The 18169-nt window shown below is 39.0% G+C and carries 11 protein-coding genes; 5 read left to right on the forward strand and 6 right to left on the reverse strand.

From position 1 onward, the window contains the following. Positions 1 to 70: 70 nt before the first annotated feature. Entirely contained in the window at positions 71 to 1702 is a 1632-nt protein-coding gene (locus tag ABXZ32_RS05155) for a lytic transglycosylase domain-containing protein (protein ID WP_354617601.1), read from the forward strand. A gap of 20 nt (positions 1703 to 1722) precedes the next feature. Beyond that, positions 1723 to 2718: a DUF4837 family protein gene (locus tag ABXZ32_RS05160; RefSeq protein ID WP_354617602.1), complete on the forward strand. Its 996-nt coding sequence runs from the start codon at positions 1723 to 1725 to the stop codon at positions 2716 to 2718. Between the two features lie 266 nt (positions 2719 to 2984). Here the strand turns inward: ABXZ32_RS05160 and ABXZ32_RS05165 are convergent, their stop codons facing one another. The 6 genes from ABXZ32_RS05165 to tatA all read right to left on the reverse strand — a co-directional run bounded on the left by ABXZ32_RS05165 (position 2985) and on the right by tatA (position 13819). After that, a complete protein-coding gene (locus ABXZ32_RS05165; protein ID WP_354617603.1) occupies positions 2985 to 3155 on the reverse strand; it encodes a DUF6747 family protein in 171 nt (56 codons plus the stop codon). A gap of 365 nt (positions 3156 to 3520) precedes the next feature. After that, positions 3521 to 3691 (reverse strand): DUF6747 family protein, encoded by a 171-nt coding sequence (locus tag ABXZ32_RS05170; RefSeq protein WP_200960634.1) that lies wholly within the window; start codon positions 3689 to 3691, stop codon positions 3521 to 3523. A 378-nt stretch (positions 3692 to 4069) separates the two neighbouring features. Next, positions 4070 to 6715 carry an OmpA family protein gene (locus ABXZ32_RS05175; RefSeq protein WP_354617604.1) on the reverse strand — a complete coding sequence of 882 codons (2646 nt, stop codon included), beginning with the start codon at positions 6713 to 6715 and terminating at the stop codon, positions 4070 to 4072. A 337-nt stretch (positions 6716 to 7052) separates the two neighbouring features. Then, the gene (locus tag ABXZ32_RS05180; protein ID WP_354617605.1) at positions 7053 to 7976 is read right to left on the reverse strand and encodes a PorP/SprF family type IX secretion system membrane protein; all 924 of its coding nucleotides are present in this window, start codon (positions 7974 to 7976) and stop codon (positions 7053 to 7055) included. Between the two features lie 40 nt (positions 7977 to 8016). Beyond that, positions 8017 to 13200, reverse strand: a complete 5184-nt coding sequence (locus tag ABXZ32_RS05185; RefSeq protein ID WP_354617606.1) for a T9SS type B sorting domain-containing protein — start codon at positions 13198 to 13200, stop codon at positions 8017 to 8019. Between the two features lie 427 nt (positions 13201 to 13627). Next, a complete protein-coding gene (tatA, locus tag ABXZ32_RS05190; RefSeq protein ID WP_354617607.1) occupies positions 13628 to 13819 on the reverse strand; it encodes a twin-arginine translocase TatA/TatE family subunit in 192 nt (63 codons plus the stop codon). A 199-nt stretch (positions 13820 to 14018) separates the two neighbouring features. Here tatA and ABXZ32_RS05195 point away from each other — a divergent pair, with 199 nt between their 5' ends. From ABXZ32_RS05195 to ABXZ32_RS05205, 3 genes are all read left to right on the forward strand, one after another. Beyond that, the gene (locus ABXZ32_RS05195; protein ID WP_354617608.1) at positions 14019 to 14888 is read left to right on the forward strand and encodes a M23 family metallopeptidase; all 870 of its coding nucleotides are present in this window, start codon (positions 14019 to 14021) and stop codon (positions 14886 to 14888) included. A gap of 7 nt (positions 14889 to 14895) precedes the next feature. Further along, positions 14896 to 16401 carry a GH3 auxin-responsive promoter family protein gene (locus tag ABXZ32_RS05200; RefSeq protein ID WP_354617609.1) on the forward strand — a complete coding sequence of 502 codons (1506 nt, stop codon included), beginning with the start codon at positions 14896 to 14898 and terminating at the stop codon, positions 16399 to 16401. A gap of 81 nt (positions 16402 to 16482) precedes the next feature. Next, entirely contained in the window at positions 16483 to 18168 is a 1686-nt protein-coding gene (locus ABXZ32_RS05205; protein WP_354617610.1) for a DUF6909 family protein, read from the forward strand. The last annotated feature ends 1 nt before the right edge of the window (position 18169 follow it).

Raw genomic sequence — 18169 nt, forward strand, 5'->3', positions numbered from 1 at the left:
AGGGTATTTTTTAATGTTTGCTAAATTTGTGCGATTTTCGTTGCTCCCCATATTAATCTGAAGAAAGCTTATGATGAAATTAAAACAAATTGGTCTTGTACTTTGTTGTCTTTTTGCAGTGTCCGCTATGGCACAACAAAAGGATGGTACGCGTAAAAAACAACGAAAGAATAAGGTTGTTGTGGAAGTTCCAGTAGATACCCTAGCCATGGATATGGAAGGTGTGGAACAAATGGAACTTATGGAGTCTCCCGGACAATTGGAAGATTCCCCGACAATATTGGTGAAGGTCAAGAATAAGTATAATTTGTCTGATCGTACGGATGTTTTAAAGTACGATAAATTGTGGTTGAAGGAACTGCATGAAAATCAAAGCTATTTCGATTCCATTTATAAAACAGTGACCACACTGGAAGTGGATTCCATTTACAATTACGATCTGGATACGGAAACACTGAAGGCCAGATTGAAAATATTGGATCAAAAGACTCCTTTTAATATCGCCTATAACCCATCGCTTGAAAATGTTATCAAGACGTTTTTGACCAGAAAAAGGGGATTGATGCAACGTATGCTCAAGGTAAGTCAGTTTTACTTTCCCATGTTCGAACAGGAACTGGATAATTATAATGTACCGCTAGAGCTAAAGTATTTGGCTATTATTGAGTCGGCCTTAAATCCAAGGGCAAGATCTCGGGTGGGAGCCACCGGTTTATGGCAATTCATGTACAGTACAGGGAAGATGTATGACCTGGATGTGAGCAGTTATGTGGATGAACGCAGTGATCCTATCGCCTCAACGAAAGCAGCGGCAAAATATCTGTCAAGGCTTCATGGTATTTTTAATGATTGGGACTTGGCCTTGGCTGCCTATAATTCTGGCCCAGGGAATGTCAATAAGGCCATCAGAAGGTCTGGGGGGTATACCAATTATTGGAACATCAGAAGAAACCTTCCTAGGGAAACCGCGGGATATGTTCCTGCATTTTTAGCGGCAATGTATATTTTTGAATATGCTGAAGAGCATGGATTTCAACGCGAAAAAATTGATAGACCTCTATTTGATACAGATACGGTACATGTAAAAAACTTGATTACGTTTAATCAGATTTCAGAGTTGGTGGATGTTTCAGTAGAAGAGCTGCAAATTCTTAATCCATCTTATAAATTGGATGTTATACCCTATGTAGAAGGCAAGAACTATGTGCTTCGATTGCCAAGAGAGGCCATGGGAAAATTCGTGACCAATGAAACTGCTATCTATGCCCATGTAAAATCAGAACTGGAAACGGAGGAAAAACCCTTGCCAGAATTGATAAAGGCACAGGACAAGATTGTTTATAGGGTTAGAAGTGGAGATTATTTAGGCAGGATTGCAGAAAGACACGGGGTTGGGGTAAGCCAAATAAAACAATGGAACGGCCTGAGGGGCAACACTGTTAGGGTAGGACAACGCCTCACGATCTATGCAAAAAATCCCGTTGCATCAAGTTCTTCGAGGACCTCCTCTTCATCATCAAATAGCTCAACAAAATCAGCAATAGCAAGCGGTACAAAGGTCCATACGGTTAAGAGTGGAGATTCACTTTGGACCATATCCAAAAAATATCCTGGAATTACTATTGAAAATTTACGAGAATGGAACGGTATTAGAGGGAATGACATTAAAATTGGCGCAAAAATAAAATTGTGCAGTTGTTAACCCATAAATATCAAACCAAAATGAAAAAATTAGTAACGGTTCTTCTCATCCTCTTAATTACAGTGACTTCCTGTAAGGACCAAAAGAAAATAGAGTACAAACCAGAATCTATTGGGGCCATAAATTCTGTGGCCGTGGTTATGGACAATGAGCTTTGGAAGGGACCGGTAGGGGACAAGGTCAGAGAATACTTTGCTGCACCTGTTCTGGGACTTTCATGGGAAGAGCCCTTGTTCACTATAAACCACATGGGTTCCAACGTTTTTACCGGCACAGTTAGAAATACCAGATCTGTACTGTTCGTTGATAAGGATTCGCTGGATTTGGGGCATATCAAAACGGATATGTATGCAAAGCCACAAAAGGTTGCGGTCATAAAGGGAAGGACTGATGAGGAAATTATCAAAAATTTAGAGGAGAATGCCGAAAAGATAATTGAGGCTTTTAAGTCTGTTGAAATCACAGAAGCACAAAAAAGATTCCTGAGATCCTTGAATAAGGAAAAAGTCCTTGAGGATAAATTTGGAATAACCCTTTCCATGCCATCTGTCTATAAGGTTGGTAAGCAAGAGGATAATTTTGTTTGGATAGACCGTCAGATCCCGAAAGGAGTCATGAATATTATTGTTTATTCAATGCCCAGCGATAGTTTTCAGAACGACTCAACCTTTACCAAAGATATTGTGGCGATGCGGGACTCTATTGGTCAAAAATACATTCCAGGACCGGATGTTCCTGAAAAGGTAACCTATATGATGACGGAAAAGGCTTTTTCGCCTTATGTGTTTCCAGCTGAAATTGCGGGAAAAAAGGCCGTTGAGGTCAAGGGCATCTGGGAGATCAACGGATATCCAATGGCAGGGCCATTCCTAACATATATAATCAATGATGAGGCCAATGACAGAAAACTGGTCATAGAAGGATTCACTTTTGCACCATCTACGGAAAAGAGGGATTATATGTTTGAATTGGAAGCTATATTGAAATCAATAAAATTTAATAAGCCCAAGAAATAGAAATCATTGATTTATAGTTATAAAAAGAGCGACCTAAACGGGTCGCTCTTTTGTTCTATGGGAGACACCATACAGCTATGGGCATAAAGGCTATTTAAGGCCTGTAGTGGAGTTTATAGGAAAGAAGAGCACAATACCGAAGTAAAATTGTGTTGGATGGGTTAGGGTCATTAAAAAAGGGTCGCATTGCGACCCTTTTTTCTTAATCCAAAAACAGATACTTAACCATTTTTTGTGGAAAAACAGTATTATAAAGACATTGCTATTTAATCAAATGCAAAGCCTGTGATCAATCTAAAAACAAAGGCATAAACCACAACGGCAAACAACCCAAAGCAAAACCATGAGAGTGCCTTAAAATAGTTTCTGATAAGTAAATGTCCTAAGTTTTTAAAACCTTCTAGGTATATCTCTTTAACAAGTAGTAGTTTGCTCATAATCGTATTTTTTCGGGTTAATACTATATTAAAGGTAGGTTGGTTATGCGCTTATTAATAATTTATTGGCCAAATGGAAGAAATACTAGATGTAGGAATCCTCCTATTTTATTTCCTCTATGAACTGTTTTTTTTGTGGGATAAACGGGTTGCTCCAAATGTTGGCGTGTAGTTATTAGGTGTTCAGGCTGTGAGAAGTATCAAGGTATATATTGTACCATGATAGGGCATAAGATAGGACCGTCAAGAAGAAGATTTATGAACGTTAATCGTCAAAGAGATGGGATGGGTTATAATAAAGGGCATAAAAAAATCCCTTTGGATGATTCCAAAGGGATTTGATATAAATTTTAATGGGCTCTAGTCTAATCCCACACGAATCCTGTTGACATTCTGAATACCAATGCGTACATGGCAACGAGAATTAAGGAGAAACACACCCAAGAAAATACCTTTAGGTAGTTCTTGATGATAAAATGGCCTAGGTTTCTAAAGCCTTCTAAATAAATTTCTTTGATAAGTAATAATTTTGTCATACCCCACAGTTTTAGATTAAGTTATCTCAAAGTACGGGGTATTAAGGGAATACAAGAAAAATACTAGCTCAAATGGGCGCTTCTGCGGATGAAATCACCAATATTTTATACTGGCAGATGAAGTGTTATTTTACTCGATAAACTACCAAGATAAAGGGATTGAAAAATCGGATTAAAGGAAACAGGTCCTGTTTAAGAAGTTTTTTAGATGAGCAGATGGGTAAAAGACCAACTGAGGATGACAACGCTGGAAAGATTGGGATATTTATTGGCAAAGTAAAATGCCCCAACAAGAAACATAGGGTTTATTGTTGGGGCATTAGATTATGGAATCGTTGGTAATAATAGAATATCTATTGGGATTTAAGTTGACATATATTACATATTGACAATAATGATTTCAGAGCGTCTGTTCAATTCGTGCTTCGTTCCAGAACAACGAACCCCATTTTTACATTCGTTGATCAATTGTTCTTCCCCGTATCCAGTAGCACTTTCTATTCGTGCAGCATCAATACCCTTCGAAATAATATAATCCCTGGTAGACTTAGCTCTTTTGTCTGACAGATACTTATTGTATACATCATTACCTCTAGAATCGGTATGTGATTCAATCTTTATGACCATATCAGGGTACTCATTCATAACATTGACCACCTTGTCCAATTCTAAACTTGCATCAGTCCTGATATTAAATTTATCAAAATCGAAATAGATCATGTCGGTTTTAAGCTTCCTTATACCATTCTCTATAGCGATAAGGTCTTTTAGCTTTTTAATGGAAATATCCATGTTCACCAACTCATTGTCTTTGGTAGTTACAGGCACCTCTTGATCAAAATAAGAGTCTTGGGTAACTTTTAAGGTGTATTTGGTATTGCCTTCCAGATCTTCAAATATAAAGCTGCCATCGTCTCCTGTGACCACTTCTTTTAACTTAATATTGTTTTCATCCAATAGTGTAACCAAACTTTGTGGCATCACCTCACCAGTAACCAGTTCTGTGACCACCCCTGCTATTGCATTTTGGTTGGGTGCTACCTCTTCCACTAGCAAACGCTTAAAGGAATAGATGTCATCATCGCCCTTTCCACCTTTTCTGTTGGATGCAAAATATCCTTTTTGATTTTCTTCATTCACGATATAGGAAAAGTCGTCCTTATTACTATTAATGGGCTGTCCCATATTTTTAACTTCCTGGAATCCCTCCTCATCGTAAGCTACTTCGTAAACGTCCAATCCTCCTAGACCGACATGTCCGTTGGATGCGAAGTATAATTTTTTGTCATTGATAAAAGGAAACATCTCCTTTTGTTCTGTATTTATTTCAGGGCCAAGATTTTTAGGGGCAGAAAACTGTCCACCTTCCAAAACATCCACCACAAAAATGTCCGTCTCACCTATACTTCCTGGCATATCAGAAACGAAGTACAGTTTTTTCCCATCTGGACTCAAGGCTGGATGGCCGGTAGAATAATCATCACTGTTAAATGGTAATTCTGAAGCTTCCGTCCATTCACCATTTACTTTAACCGATCGGTATATTTTGAGATTGTTAATTCCGTTTTGATCTCTTTTCAACTTTCTTCCATAATTGTTCCTAGTAAAATACATGGTAAGATTGTCGGGCGAAAACGTAACCGATGCCTCGTGATATTTGGTGTTTATTTTCTTAGAAAATTTAATAGCACTTTTTAAATCCTGTGATTCCAAATTAATCTTGGACACGTAGAGATCCAAATAAGGTTGGTTGTTCCATTTATACCGTCTGGTTTTTAAAAACGAAGAATCTTTCGCAGATGCAAAGACAATTTCATCTCCATTATGGAACATGGGGGAAAATTCAGAATACTTGGTATTAATGGCCAGGTTCTTAATCCCGAAATTCTGTTCTTTGCTTAAAATATTATCCAAGACAGCTTCTTTCTTTTCCGCATTTAGACTTACTTTGGAATTACCAGATTTGCCTTTTTTCATTTCCTGGTCATAAAGTCGCATCAAACGCTTTGATCTACCGTACTTACCTGTACCTTTTAACGTATGTGCATATTTGAACAGTTGGTCTGGAGATAGATCCTTCTCATAGCGCTCAAATAAGATATTGTACCAATAATAGGCTTTAGGCATATCGGTATTGTAATAATATGCGTCCCCTGCTTTTTGAAGGATGTCAAAGGAATAATTTTTACTATTCTTTTTTAAGGCCTCTTCATATAGTTCGGCAGCTTCTGCATACCACATTTTGTTAAAATACTCATCTGCCTTTTGGATAAGTCTACTTGCATTTGGGCTATCCTTTTCTTTGGAATAGGAAATTTCTCTTTTTAAAGGGCGTCTGTTTCTTGACTTATCATTGTTTTCCTCTTCTACCGCATTAAGCATATCATAGGTAACTTCGTCTATTGACAGTTCCTGATCACTCTGAGACTCTTTTGTCCTGCTATTTCTTAAGGGTTTGGTCTCTTGAGGGGGGGTATTGGTCTTAGTATCATCTGAAGATGATGGTAATGGAGAAACAGATTTGTCCTTCGGGTCAATTTTATTGGCTTTGCCACCATTATCCACGTTCATCAACCAGAAAGGTTCGGTATAGGAACCATTCAATTGGGAATTACAAGAATTAATTGCTTTGTCCAAAGAATCGTATTGTGCCAAGTAGACATAGTTAAGGCCATTGTCAGCATTGCTTATAAAGCCGGCGTCAAAACCTTTACCTTTGAGTTTTTGCACCAATTTTTTGGCATTGGTCAAGTCAGAAAATACACCAGAAACGATGTAATACCCTTCATCTGCACCTTTTAGATTATAGAAAGTTCTACTGTTGATATTATTTTTTGCAGCCGTTCTTTTAAACGCTTCCCCAGAAACTCGCTTGCTAGGGACCGTTGAGTAAATGTTTCGACTTTTGTTATAATGTGAAACAGAGGCATAATCGCCATTACTTGCTGTATAATTCTTCTTTATACCCTGGGCGCTGCATAATATAGCGAGAAGGAATATATAGGTTGTAAGAAGGTTTTTCATTGGTGCAGCTATTAATTGGGAACTTGTCTTTAAAATCTTTAATTGATAACGTAAAAAGTAACTCATTTATTGAGTTGTTGTACTGTTCTGATTTTCAGTAAGTTTAAATCCTTATTGTCTTTAAACTACGAATTTAACGGATGAAGTGCCATTCGATTACTTTTTGTTGTGAAAGTGATGCATTTTGTCGTAAACAAGGGGTTTATGCTTAGGAGAAGAATCTAAAAACTTCATTTTTCGTGTCAATTAGGGATGAATGAAACTAAATCTAATCGTGTTGGATTTGTATAAATAATAGGAATATAAGTTCGTAAGTAGATTTTTCATGGTTGGTTAATTAGAAAAATCTCGGGGATTTTAGCTTTTTATCTTTTGAAATCAATTGATATCTAAAAAATATCTCATGAGTTCCCTGGTTATAATTATTTAGATCATTAATACTATAGTCATAAGCATATCCCAGATCGATTTTGGGATTTATTTGAAAGCCAAAAAGGCCACTCAACGAATCCTCCCTTCTATAGTTTACCCCTAAATTTAAAGTTTCGTATACTAGGAAGTTAAGCGAAAGGTCAATGGACATAGTGCCTCCTATAACATTCTTGACAAAAAATGAGGGTTTAAATTTCAAATCGGGATTTAGATCAATTACATATCCACCGATAAAGTACAAATGTGTTCTATCCGATGCCTTGGATTCTGCTATGTCATCATAATGTTTTCCGGGCATGATATTGGGGGTGGAGGCGCCGAGGTAGAACGTGTTCGTATAATAAAAGAGACCGGTGCCAATTGTTGGTAGCACTTTGCTATTAATATTTTCATTAAAGGCGGCTTCTGGATCCCTGTATCTACCCTTGGACCAATCAAGGCTTAAAAATTTTATACCAACTTTCATTCCAAGCGCCAATCTATCTCCCTTGCGGTTCAAGATTAAATTGTGGGCATAGTTTCCATCTATATAGGTTTCTTGCGCTGGACCCAGCTCGTCATGTAATATAGAAAGACCCATCCCATTAAAAATACCTACCGGAGTTTCTATACCGAATGTTATGGTTCTTGGAGAGCCCTCAATACCAACCCATTGCGACCTATAAAGTGATATAATGCTTAAATGCCCCCTTGACCCTGTATATCCCGGATTAACAGTCATGGTGTTAATATTATATTGGGTATATTGGGGTTCTTGCTGTGCCTGGACAATTGCTGTTATAAGAAACGGCAATAGTATTATTAAACTTCGTATGGTTTGGGGGATCATTAATGTTTACTTATCTGATTTGTGAAATTGTTAGTTTGTGTTATCGACTAATATATAACCATCCGCTCTTGGTAGGTGTTGCTTCATCGCCGAAGTCCAAAAGATAATAATAGGTGCCAACCGGTAAATTTTCGTCGGAGCCATTAAAACTTTTTACCGAAACGGTGCCTCGCCAATCATTTTTATACCCTTTGGTTTCAAATACTTTGTTTCCCCAACGATTGAAAATCTTTAGGTTGTTTAAAGGGTAATCTTCAATACATTCTATAAAGAAAACATCGTTCAGTCCGTCGTTGTTTGGTGAAAATTCATTGAAAACAATTATACAATCATCCTGAATAGATTTTTCTTCCAATAGATCAATACCTGATTCGGCCATATCATTTTCTGAAACTGGGTCTATTTGGTCTGCAAATGAAAGAATAGCTATATTGACATATTCATTTATTTCGGTTACTGTAACTATCATTTCTAATTGGGTAGCTGAGCCAACACTAAGAAGTGGTATTTCCCATAAGGATGTTGTTCTATTATAACTTCCACTGGCCGCAGCTTCTGATACCAATTGGTATCCCAATGGTAATACATCACTTATTTCCACATTGGTCGCGTCATAAGGACCGTTGTTGGCAACCATAACCGTAAAAACAACGGTATCACCAATGCTAGCTTGTTGCTTGTCTATTGTTTTGCTAATTGCAAGATCTACAGTAGGCGTGGGGATGGTATGGCTGTCCTCATCGTCTTCGCTTTGGTTACTTGTTTCATTATCTGGGGAGGAATCTGGGTCATCTTGGTCAACCTCTGTTATCACTGCAATGTTCTTGTACTCATCCAAAGCTCCAGTAGGAGGATTTACAATAGCCTCGTAGGTCAGGACATGGCTTCCAACAGAAAGATTCGAGATATCCCATGTTATGGCATTATTGGACAAGGTGCCACCATTATTTATCGCCCCTATGTTAAAGCCGCTAGGGACTTGGTCCACCACGGTCACATTAGTTGCGTCATTGGGGCCTTCATTTGTAACCGTCAATGTGAATAGTATGGTATCTCCTACATTTGGGTTGGAGGTGTCTGAAGTCTTGCTCAAACTTATATCGGACATCTCATTAATAGCGACACCAATCTCATCTGAATCGTTAGATGAATGTGTATCTAACTGATCCACGAAAGATAAAGAAGCTATATTATTGTAATCGTTTATGGATGTTACAATAACTGTCAAATCCAAACTGACGGATTGCCCTACTTCAATGCTTGGGATTGTCCACATTGAGCTTGAAGGGTCATAGCTTCCACTTGTAGTAATTGAGGATACAAATTCATATCCGGCAGGCAGTACATCGGTTATACCCACATTAGTGGCAACATATGGCCCACTATTTGTAACCGCAATGGTAAAAACAACCGTATCCCCGATAAAGGACTCTGATTTGTTGACCGATTTATCAATGGCCAAATCTACAGTTGGTGTGGGAATAGTATGGCTGTCCTCGTCATCCTCACTTTGATCATTGTCATCATTGTTCGGTGCAGAATCAGGATCAACTTGGTCCATCTGGGTAATCTCAGCAATGTTTTTGTATTCATTAGCCGTTCCTAGTGGGGCATTTATTATCGCTTCGTAGGTCAGCACATGTGTTCCAACCCCTACAGAAGGCAAAATCCATGTAATTGTATTTGCGTTTAAAGTACCTCCATTGCCTATGGTGCCAATAGAGAATCCACTTGGCACATAATCCACCACGGTCACATTAGTTGCGTCATTGGGGCCATCATTGGTCAAAGTCAATGAAAATAGTACGGTATCCCCTACATTGGGATTACTGATATCCACATGTTTGTTTAAGCTTATATCAGCCGTACCGTTCACCTCTATGGTAATCGAATCGGTGTTTTCACATCCATTTGCATCGGTACCGGTTATGGTAAAAGTGGTTGTTGAGAATAAAACGATCGGTATGCCGTCTACTGCACCGTTGTCCCACATATAAGAATCTGCTCCCGATCCAGTTAAGGTTACCGATTCCCCTGAATTTATTTTCATGGAAGAGGCATTGGCCGTAACTACCGGAGGTGTGTATACTGTTAGTGTGACAGAAGCCGAAGCATCGGCAGGACATATATAGGTGTCATTTGATACCATCACACGATATTGATTGCCATTATCTGAAATTGTCGGATTGGTAATTTGTAATGTGTCTGTTTTAGTACCACTATAAATACCGGTATCACTTAGATCAACCCAAGTAGTACCGTCAAATAATTGCCACTGGTAGTGGTCTGTCCTAATAGCTGTGACTTTAAAGGTTGCGTTATTTTCTGGACATATTTGTACATCTGTAGGTTGAGTGGTAATAGTAGGAGCTGTATTCTCTCTAAATTCATAGATGCCATTATTATCGATGTCCTCTGGTGTTTGATACGTTGCGCCAATCACTACACCATCGGCATTTGTTTTTGGCGGGTTGCCCAATCCGTAATATTCATTATCCCCCTTATCAGCATTCATGTTGAAATATGCTTCATTGGCATCACTACAGCCATCATCATCACTATCTGTATCCATATAATCCGGACCTTGAGTACCATCAGTATTCCTAATAGAATAATTGATTTTTCCACTATCCACGGCTGTTTCTACCACATCCGCCAAACCGTTGGCGCCAAAACTTCCGTTTACAATACCATTGGTGTGTGGTTGTCCGTGACCAGCTTCTACAGCATCATATATACCGTCATTATCAACATCTAAATCCAGTTGATTGGTGACTCCATCGGAGTCGTTGTCCAAGCCAAAGACTTGAGGATCGACATAATTGGTGACACAGCCAAATTCAATGTTGTGTTGTCTTTCAGTAGAGGAAGCCCCGGGAATTCTTGCTACGGCACCTACACGAATTGTTATTTCTGATCTGGAATTATAATTGACACCGAAATTAACTTGGGATTGCTTATTATTTGCTCCCGGATAAGTTTTGTTGCCCCCTGTTCCTATCACCCAATTTCCATCTGTAGACATGGTCAGTTCCGTTGGATTGGCAATCACATAACTGGTAGGATTATAGCTCCAGGTTTGTTCCGCATATTGATTCGTCCCATCTATATCATTAAAATTCATGAAAATCTTGTCCAGTACAACAGGTGATGATCCTCCGGATGTGACAAACCTAATTTTATATTCAATCAGACCCTGCTCCCCCTTATTGGAAAAATTAAAGGCCGTAAAAGGTCTAAAAGCAGCTTTATCCACACTATTATTATCAATGTCCTTAACTGTTGCATTATAGATTTGTACAATTGTGACTAGGGCGTCAGTACCGAAGGTTACATTCGGGATTCTATAAACTGCGCCTTGTTTTAGGGCAACCCCTGAGAGCAAAACTGCATTTGCACTGAAATCCAGAGTAGTTTCACCCCCACATTGCGGTTGGGAATTGTCTATAATCGTGTTTAATTCTTCCACATCAGGGATACCATCATTGTCATCGTCCAAATCTGAACGATCCAGTATGCCATCTCCATCCGAGTCATCAAAAGGAGGAGGAATATCCTCAAATGTTTGAACGGTAACAAGGGCAATATCACAAAAGCCAGTAGTGTCACATATTTGATATTCAAAGGTATCGACCCCTATATATCCTAGGTTTGGAGTATACTGAATTTCTCCTGTTGCTGTTGAGATAGATATAGTTCCATTTGAAGCGTTTAAAAGGCCGTTGTTATTTATGGAGGTAATATCAATATTATTGTCAAAATCCTTATCATTATCAAGGACCTGTATGACAATTGAATTGTTTTTCATCACAGATTCCGTGTCATCCTTTGCACAAGGTTGGGCATAAACGATTACTGTAGTTGCGTTGGAAGGGTCAGGTGTACAGCCTTCACAGGGAGCTATGTTTAACTCATAGGTTCCCGGCTGGTTCACTGTAATCTCATCAAATCCGACTCCCTCCATTTCATTGGTCCCATCTAAAAAGGTCACCCCTTCTGTTAGGGATTTCCAAAAATAAAGGGCTGTTGAGGATTTGAAATTGGCCTGTAGTGAGAGTGTTTGGGTAGGAGTACAACTAGTAAAATTATCAGGCACTGCTAAACTCGTGTCAATTCTACCCTCCTTGGCAGACCCTAAAAATGGAAATGGTCCTGAAAAATCGACCAATCCGGAATTGAAAGATGCGGAGCCCCTTGTTTTAACTAAAACGGCACTGTATGGAAAATAACATGTCCCTTCCATCCCAAAAATAGTGGCAGGGTCAAAACCCAGACCAGTGAAATTGATGCCAACCTCCGCCAAAGATTCCTTGCTATATGTGCTCGAAGGGGATAGGTCAGTGTTAAAAGTTCCCCAAGGCGGGGCCTTAGTGGGGGTACCATTAATTTTGCTGTAGGTATTCCCTCCATAGTTTACATGGGCGTATCCGAACTTTGAAGTAGTGGATTCTCCATCAAAACCGGTATATGTAAAACCGGTATTGGTAATATAATCTGATCTTGAGATCCAAATTCTAATGTCCAAGCTGATGACACTGGATCCGGAATAATCAAATCCAACATCCAAGTCTCCTATTTTAGTGACCTTACCATTGTTGTCAAATTCCCACGCCGTATGGCCTTCATCCGTTCCGACATTGGAAAAAGTATTTCCTGTTAATTTTAATTCTTCTATAAAAAACTCAACATCAGTATAATGTGCGCCTCCATTATCCGAGGTACTCACGGCCATATTCACCCAGAGTTCATCGGTAGGTTTTATGCCATTACGTCTAACATGGACAAATGCATCTACAATATCCGCTTTTTTTGAAATGGAAGAAGGTTTAACAACCCAATTAGCTGGGTTGTCCCCATTTTTTCCATTTCCAAAAGAAGTCTTATCATTTTTTTCGGCAATATAGTCATGGGCAAATAAGGAGCCATACCACAACTTTCCATTGATGTTACTGTAGTTGGGGTTACTCATAAAAGCTTCAAATGCCTTATTTTCACCTGTGTCGATGTAATTTTTAAACAATGCAAGATTGCTCTCGTCAATTACCCCTTGCCCAGAAGTACCAATAAACCAATCGTCAATATTCACGTTGGGGATCCCGGAATATGTGTCGGCCTCGATTCCAAAATCTGCTCCATTGCCCGACTGCGCGCGCATTCCATTGGACGCTAGTAGGAATATAAAACAGCAGAAAAGAACAACTTTTTTACGTGTGTTATGTGTCATTAATATAATTTCATAGGGTTACCCCTATGGGGGGATTATTATTTTTAATATTGTTTAACGTCTATTTGTAATGGGACGTATCCGCAAAGCTAATAGATAACCAAAAAATAGTTAAGTTATTGTTGTGTGCTGAGGTTTAGGTGTGGTGTACAATTGATTTTGTGTAGTGACTACTAATAAAAGGGAGTTAAACAAAACTTCTGAAGCCCTTTAAACTCAATTCTTCATCGACAAAATACAGCAAGGGCAAATTTATTCGAAAATAGAAATTTACTCGATCAGAAATGTAGCAACTTAATAGGGAGAAATACTTTAATATGGTACTTGGGTCTGGATAGCTATTAATAGGAAACAGGAAGTAACTTAGTTGGAGGGGTGTTAAACAAAAAAACACCCACTAGGGGTGTTTTTTACTTAATGTATAAGATTATTTTTTTTCTTCGATTTTGTCTTTTGGAGCATCATCTTCCTTAGATGCGTCTTTAAATTCTTTAATTCCACTTCCAAGTCCACGCATTAATTCTGGAATTTTCTTTCCGCCGAACAATAAGAGAATGACCAAAACCACTATAACTATTTGCCAAGGGCCAACTGCTAAAAAAATGTTAGATGATATCATTTTAGATGATTTAAATAGACCACAAAGGTACTAAAAAAGTAATAAGTAATCAGTTATTATTACAAAGGAAATAGTAATTTAACTTTGTAAACCAAATCCCATTTATCAGCGTATACATTTTAACTGTCAATTGGTTGCAGGGGGTAGAATTATCAAAACTCCTCTGAATTATTCGACAGTAACATTATATTTGTAAACTATGGCCAAGAAAGGTAAAAAAAGGAAAGAAATCAAAAAGAAGCTTTTGCATAAGTATCGCTTGGTGATACTTAATGAAAATACCTTTGAAGAGAAGATTTCCTTTAAATTAAGCCGGTTGAATGTTTTTGTTACCGGCTCCCTTTTGATTTTTGCCCTGATTGCCTTTACTACGGTACTTATCGCCTTTACCCCCTTACGGGAATATATCCCAGGATATTCTTCAACGAAACTTAAAAGACAAGCCACTGAACTGACCTATAAAACGGATTCATTGGTGACCGTATTAAATTATACCAATAAGTATCTTGATAATATCAGAATGGTGCTGAATGGTGATATTGCTAATAATCAGGTCAATAGGGATTCGTTGTTCGAGCAGTTCAAACTGGATCCGTCTTCTATCGACCTTACCCCAATTAGGGAAGATTCCTTATTGCGGGAACAGGTTGCAATGGAGGACAAGTACAGTTTGTTTGAAAGGGACATCAAAGATGTGAACCTGGTTTTGTTTCCTCCAGTAGGGGGAACTATAACGCAAGAATATAACCCTCAAAAGAAACACTATGCTGTGGATGTTGTGGCGGTAACAAATACTCCCGTAAAAGCAGTGGCGGACGGAATGGTGATTTTTTCTGAGTGGACGGCTGATACAGGTTATGTCATCATTTTGGAACATAAAGACGGATTACTATCGGTTTACAAACACAATGGTTCGCTAAATAAGCACCAAGGGGAAATGGTTAGGGCTGGGGAGGTCATTGCGTCTGTTGGCAATACTGGTGAACTTACTACTGGACCCCATCTACATTTTGAACTTTGGAACAATGGTGGTCCGGTCAACCCGTTGGATTTCATCGATTTTAAATAAATAACCTATGTCTATAAAATCGTTTGCAGCACGGATTTTTGCAAGGCGAATTGCGAAGAAAAATGCCAAATGGATCAATGATCCTCTTAAGGCACAGGAAAAGGTGTTTTTAAAGTTGATTAAAGAAGGATCACGGACGAAGTTTGGGCAAGACCATAATTTTGACAGCATTAAATCATATTCGGATTTTTCCAAAAATGTCCCAATTCGGGATTATGAAGAGTTAAAACCGTATGTGGAAGAAGTTATAAAGGGTAAGGAAAATATCCTTTGGCCTGGAAAACCGGCCTATTTTGCAAAAACATCGGGCACCACCTCGGGCGCCAAATATATTCCTATCACCGATGAATCCATCAAATACCAAATAGAGGCCTCTAGAAATGCCATCTTGAATTATATTGATGAAACTGGGAACGCAGATTTTGTGACCGGTAAAATGATATTCCTTCAAGGAAGTCCAGAATTGCAGGAGAAAAACGGAATTAAATTGGGGCGGTTATCTGGAATATCCGCCCACTATGTTCCCAATTATCTTCAGAAAAACCGCTTGCCATCCTGGGAAACAAACTGTATTGAAGATTGGGAAACGAAGGTCAACGAGATAGTTAAGGAAACCGAAAATGAGGATATGACCGTAATTGCGGGAATTCCTTCCTGGGTGCAGATGTACTTTGAAAAATTGAATCAAAAATCAGGGAAGAAGGTGGGAGAACTATTTAAGAACTTCCAGCTATTTATCTATGGGGGCGTTAATTTTGAACCCTACCGCGCGAAATTCGAAAGTTTGATGGGTAAAAGGGTGGACAGTATAGAACTGTTTCCGGCCAGCGAAGGATTTTTTGCCTATCAAAATTCCCAAAAGGAAAAGGGCATGCTCCTGCTGTTGGATTCCGGTATTTTTTATGAGTTTGTAAAATCCGATGAATTTTTTGAAGAGGACCCTAAGCGTCTAACGATAAAAGAAGTAGAACTCGGGGTCAATTATGTCATGATCATTTCCACGAATGCTGGATTATGGGCGTACAACCTAGGAGATACCGTTCAGTTTATTTCTTTAAAACCTTATAAAATAATAGTATCAGGGAGGATCAAACATTTTATATCCGCCTTTGGGGAACACGTGATTGGAAAGGAAGTGGAGGAAGCCATGCGAAAAGCAATCTCTGTAACTGACGCCAGGATCAATGAATTTACAGTGGCCCCCCAGATTGCACCGGAAGGCGATCAATTGCCTTATCACGAATGGTTGATCGAGTTTGAAAAAGAACCTTCAGATTATCAAAAGTTTATTAAGGTGCTTGATCAAGAATTACAAGATCAAAATAGTTACTACTATGACCTTAAAGTGGGTAAGGTGCTGCAAACGTTAAAAATAACACCAATCAGACAAGGTGGCTTTAACGACTACATGAAATCTCTTGGAAAGCTGGGGGGGCAGAATAAAGTACAGCGTCTGTCTAACGATAGGAAGGTTGCCGATGCATTGGCAAGGTATGTCGCAGGAAGTAAATAGTCCTTAAAATATCCAGATTTTAGAAAATAAGCGCACTTATGGGTTATCCTAAATAATAAGTGTAATTTTGCAGGCAGAATTATGAATAAATTGAAACATACAACAAGGGCTCAAGAATCTACCAATGCCATTGAGCGATTATATATTACGATGCGCCACCTTTTTAATAGGGGGTTTTACAAGCCAATGGGCATTTCAGGGGAAACCTTGAGAAATGCCTTATTGCAATTGAGACCAGAGATTTATGGTTCCATTGCTGAGGAAAAAACTGAATTGAACGGTTTGATTTATGTCTTGGAGCGCTTGCCTGAAGGTATTGAGCAATGTAGATTTATCAACCTTACCTCGGACGAAGGATATGGGAAGTCGCACTTTAAACCAATTATTCCCCCAAAAAGAAGGAGAAACTGCTACCGTATAGACGATGAGCAGATGAACATTGAGATTACCAGGGGCCGTTCCGATATTTATGACATTCTTACCCACCTGACTTTCTTATTTATAGAATCCCAGAAAATAGCCAAAAGGGTCTTGATAGAGGATACCGATAGGACCATTAGGGACTGGGTGAAATTGGAGGAGGCCATAGCGAAGAACAAACTGACCCAGACCGAAAGGGAGGTGGCATTGATCCATACTGCCAATATCCTGGGAAGATCCTTTACCGAGGCCATAGAAATACACAAAAAGTTCGCAACGAAAGCAGAACCGGAGCGATTTCTTAAGATCGTTTACTGGCTGGGCAAGTTGGCCATTGAAGAAGAGACTACCGGCAATAAGAGGGCTATCACCTTTACACCTTTATTGAGGGAGCGTTTGGGCCACCACATTCATGGAGAACGATGGGCAAATGATATAAAGGAAACATTAAAAGCACATGGTCTCTTGGAAAGACCCATTCATATCATTAGTGCCAATATGCATAGTGTCATGAATTCCTTGTTCGCAAAAAAGGCGTTGTCCAAGGAGTATGGCAAATCAGCTTCATTAGAGATTTATGAGGCGCTTAGTTCACCTGAAAACGGTGCCCTGAGAAACAAGGTAATATCCGTGGCGAAGAAGAATGGAATGATTTCTTTGGACGATACTTCTGGTACGAATATAGATGTGCAAATATTTGATACTGCCAAATTGGGCAAGGATGCCTGTTGTTTTGAATTGAATGAAAATATTCCCGATGATAAAAAGCCCGTCATTTTTGTGATGGACTACGCATTCGGAGAACAGGCCTATGAAACTATTGACGAGTTTTTAAAGCCTTATAAGAAGAAAAAAAACCAAGAGGTATTTTTAGATGTGGCATCTATTTCCATTATGGGAAAAGCGGGCATACTGGAAGGAGGCAAGGGAGATTTGATGATCCCAACTTCCCATATATTTGAGGGAACGGCGGATAATTATCCATTTAAGAATGAGTTCACCGCAAAGGATTTTGAAGGGAACGGGCTCAAGGTATTGGAAGGCGCCATGATAACGGTTCTGGGGACCTCCTTACAGAATAAGGATATTTTGAAATTCTTCCACGAATCCACCTGGAATGTAATAGGCTTGGAAATGGAGGGAGTACATTACCAAAAGGCTATCCAAGCGGCTTCCAAGGTGCGCAAGAGCATTAGGGAAGATGTAAAGGTGCGATATGCCTATTATGCCTCTGACAACCCTTTGGAAACGGGGAGTACTTTGGCTTCAGGTGGTTTGGGAACCACAGGGGTAAAACCCACCTATTTGATCACTGATAAAATACTAACACAAATATTTAATTCATAAT

This window comes from Sediminicola luteus (genome assembly GCF_040566555.1).
Taxonomy (GTDB): Bacteria; Bacteroidota; Bacteroidia; order Flavobacteriales; family Flavobacteriaceae; genus Sediminicola.

Bases quoted from the DNA above. Each gene is read 5' to 3' on its own strand.
- ABXZ32_RS05180 (WP_354617605.1), bottom strand. From the start codon at position 7,976: ATGATCCCCCAAACCATACGAAGTTTAATAATACTATTGCCGTTTCTT.
- ABXZ32_RS05200 (WP_354617609.1), top strand. From the start codon at position 14,896: ATGTCTATAAAATCGTTTGCAGCACGGATTTTTGCAAGGCGAATTGCG.
- ABXZ32_RS05170 (WP_200960634.1), bottom strand. From the start codon at position 3,691: ATGACAAAATTATTACTTATCAAAGAAATTTATTTAGAAGGCTTTAGA.
- ABXZ32_RS05185 (WP_354617606.1), bottom strand. From the start codon at position 13,200: ATGACACATAACACACGTAAAAAAGTTGTTCTTTTCTGCTGTTTTATA.
- ABXZ32_RS05165 (WP_354617603.1), bottom strand. From the start codon at position 3,155: ATGAGCAAACTACTACTTGTTAAAGAGATATACCTAGAAGGTTTTAAA.
- tatA (WP_354617607.1), bottom strand. From the start codon at position 13,819: ATGATATCATCTAACATTTTTTTAGCAGTTGGCCCTTGGCAAATAGTT.
- ABXZ32_RS05195 (WP_354617608.1), top strand. From the start codon at position 14,019: ATGGCCAAGAAAGGTAAAAAAAGGAAAGAAATCAAAAAGAAGCTTTTG.
- ABXZ32_RS05205 (WP_354617610.1), top strand. From the start codon at position 16,483: ATGAATAAATTGAAACATACAACAAGGGCTCAAGAATCTACCAATGCC.
- ABXZ32_RS05160 (WP_354617602.1), top strand. From the start codon at position 1,723: ATGAAAAAATTAGTAACGGTTCTTCTCATCCTCTTAATTACAGTGACT.
- ABXZ32_RS05175 (WP_354617604.1), bottom strand. From the start codon at position 6,715: ATGAAAAACCTTCTTACAACCTATATATTCCTTCTCGCTATATTATGC.
- ABXZ32_RS05155 (WP_354617601.1), top strand. From the start codon at position 71: ATGATGAAATTAAAACAAATTGGTCTTGTACTTTGTTGTCTTTTTGCA.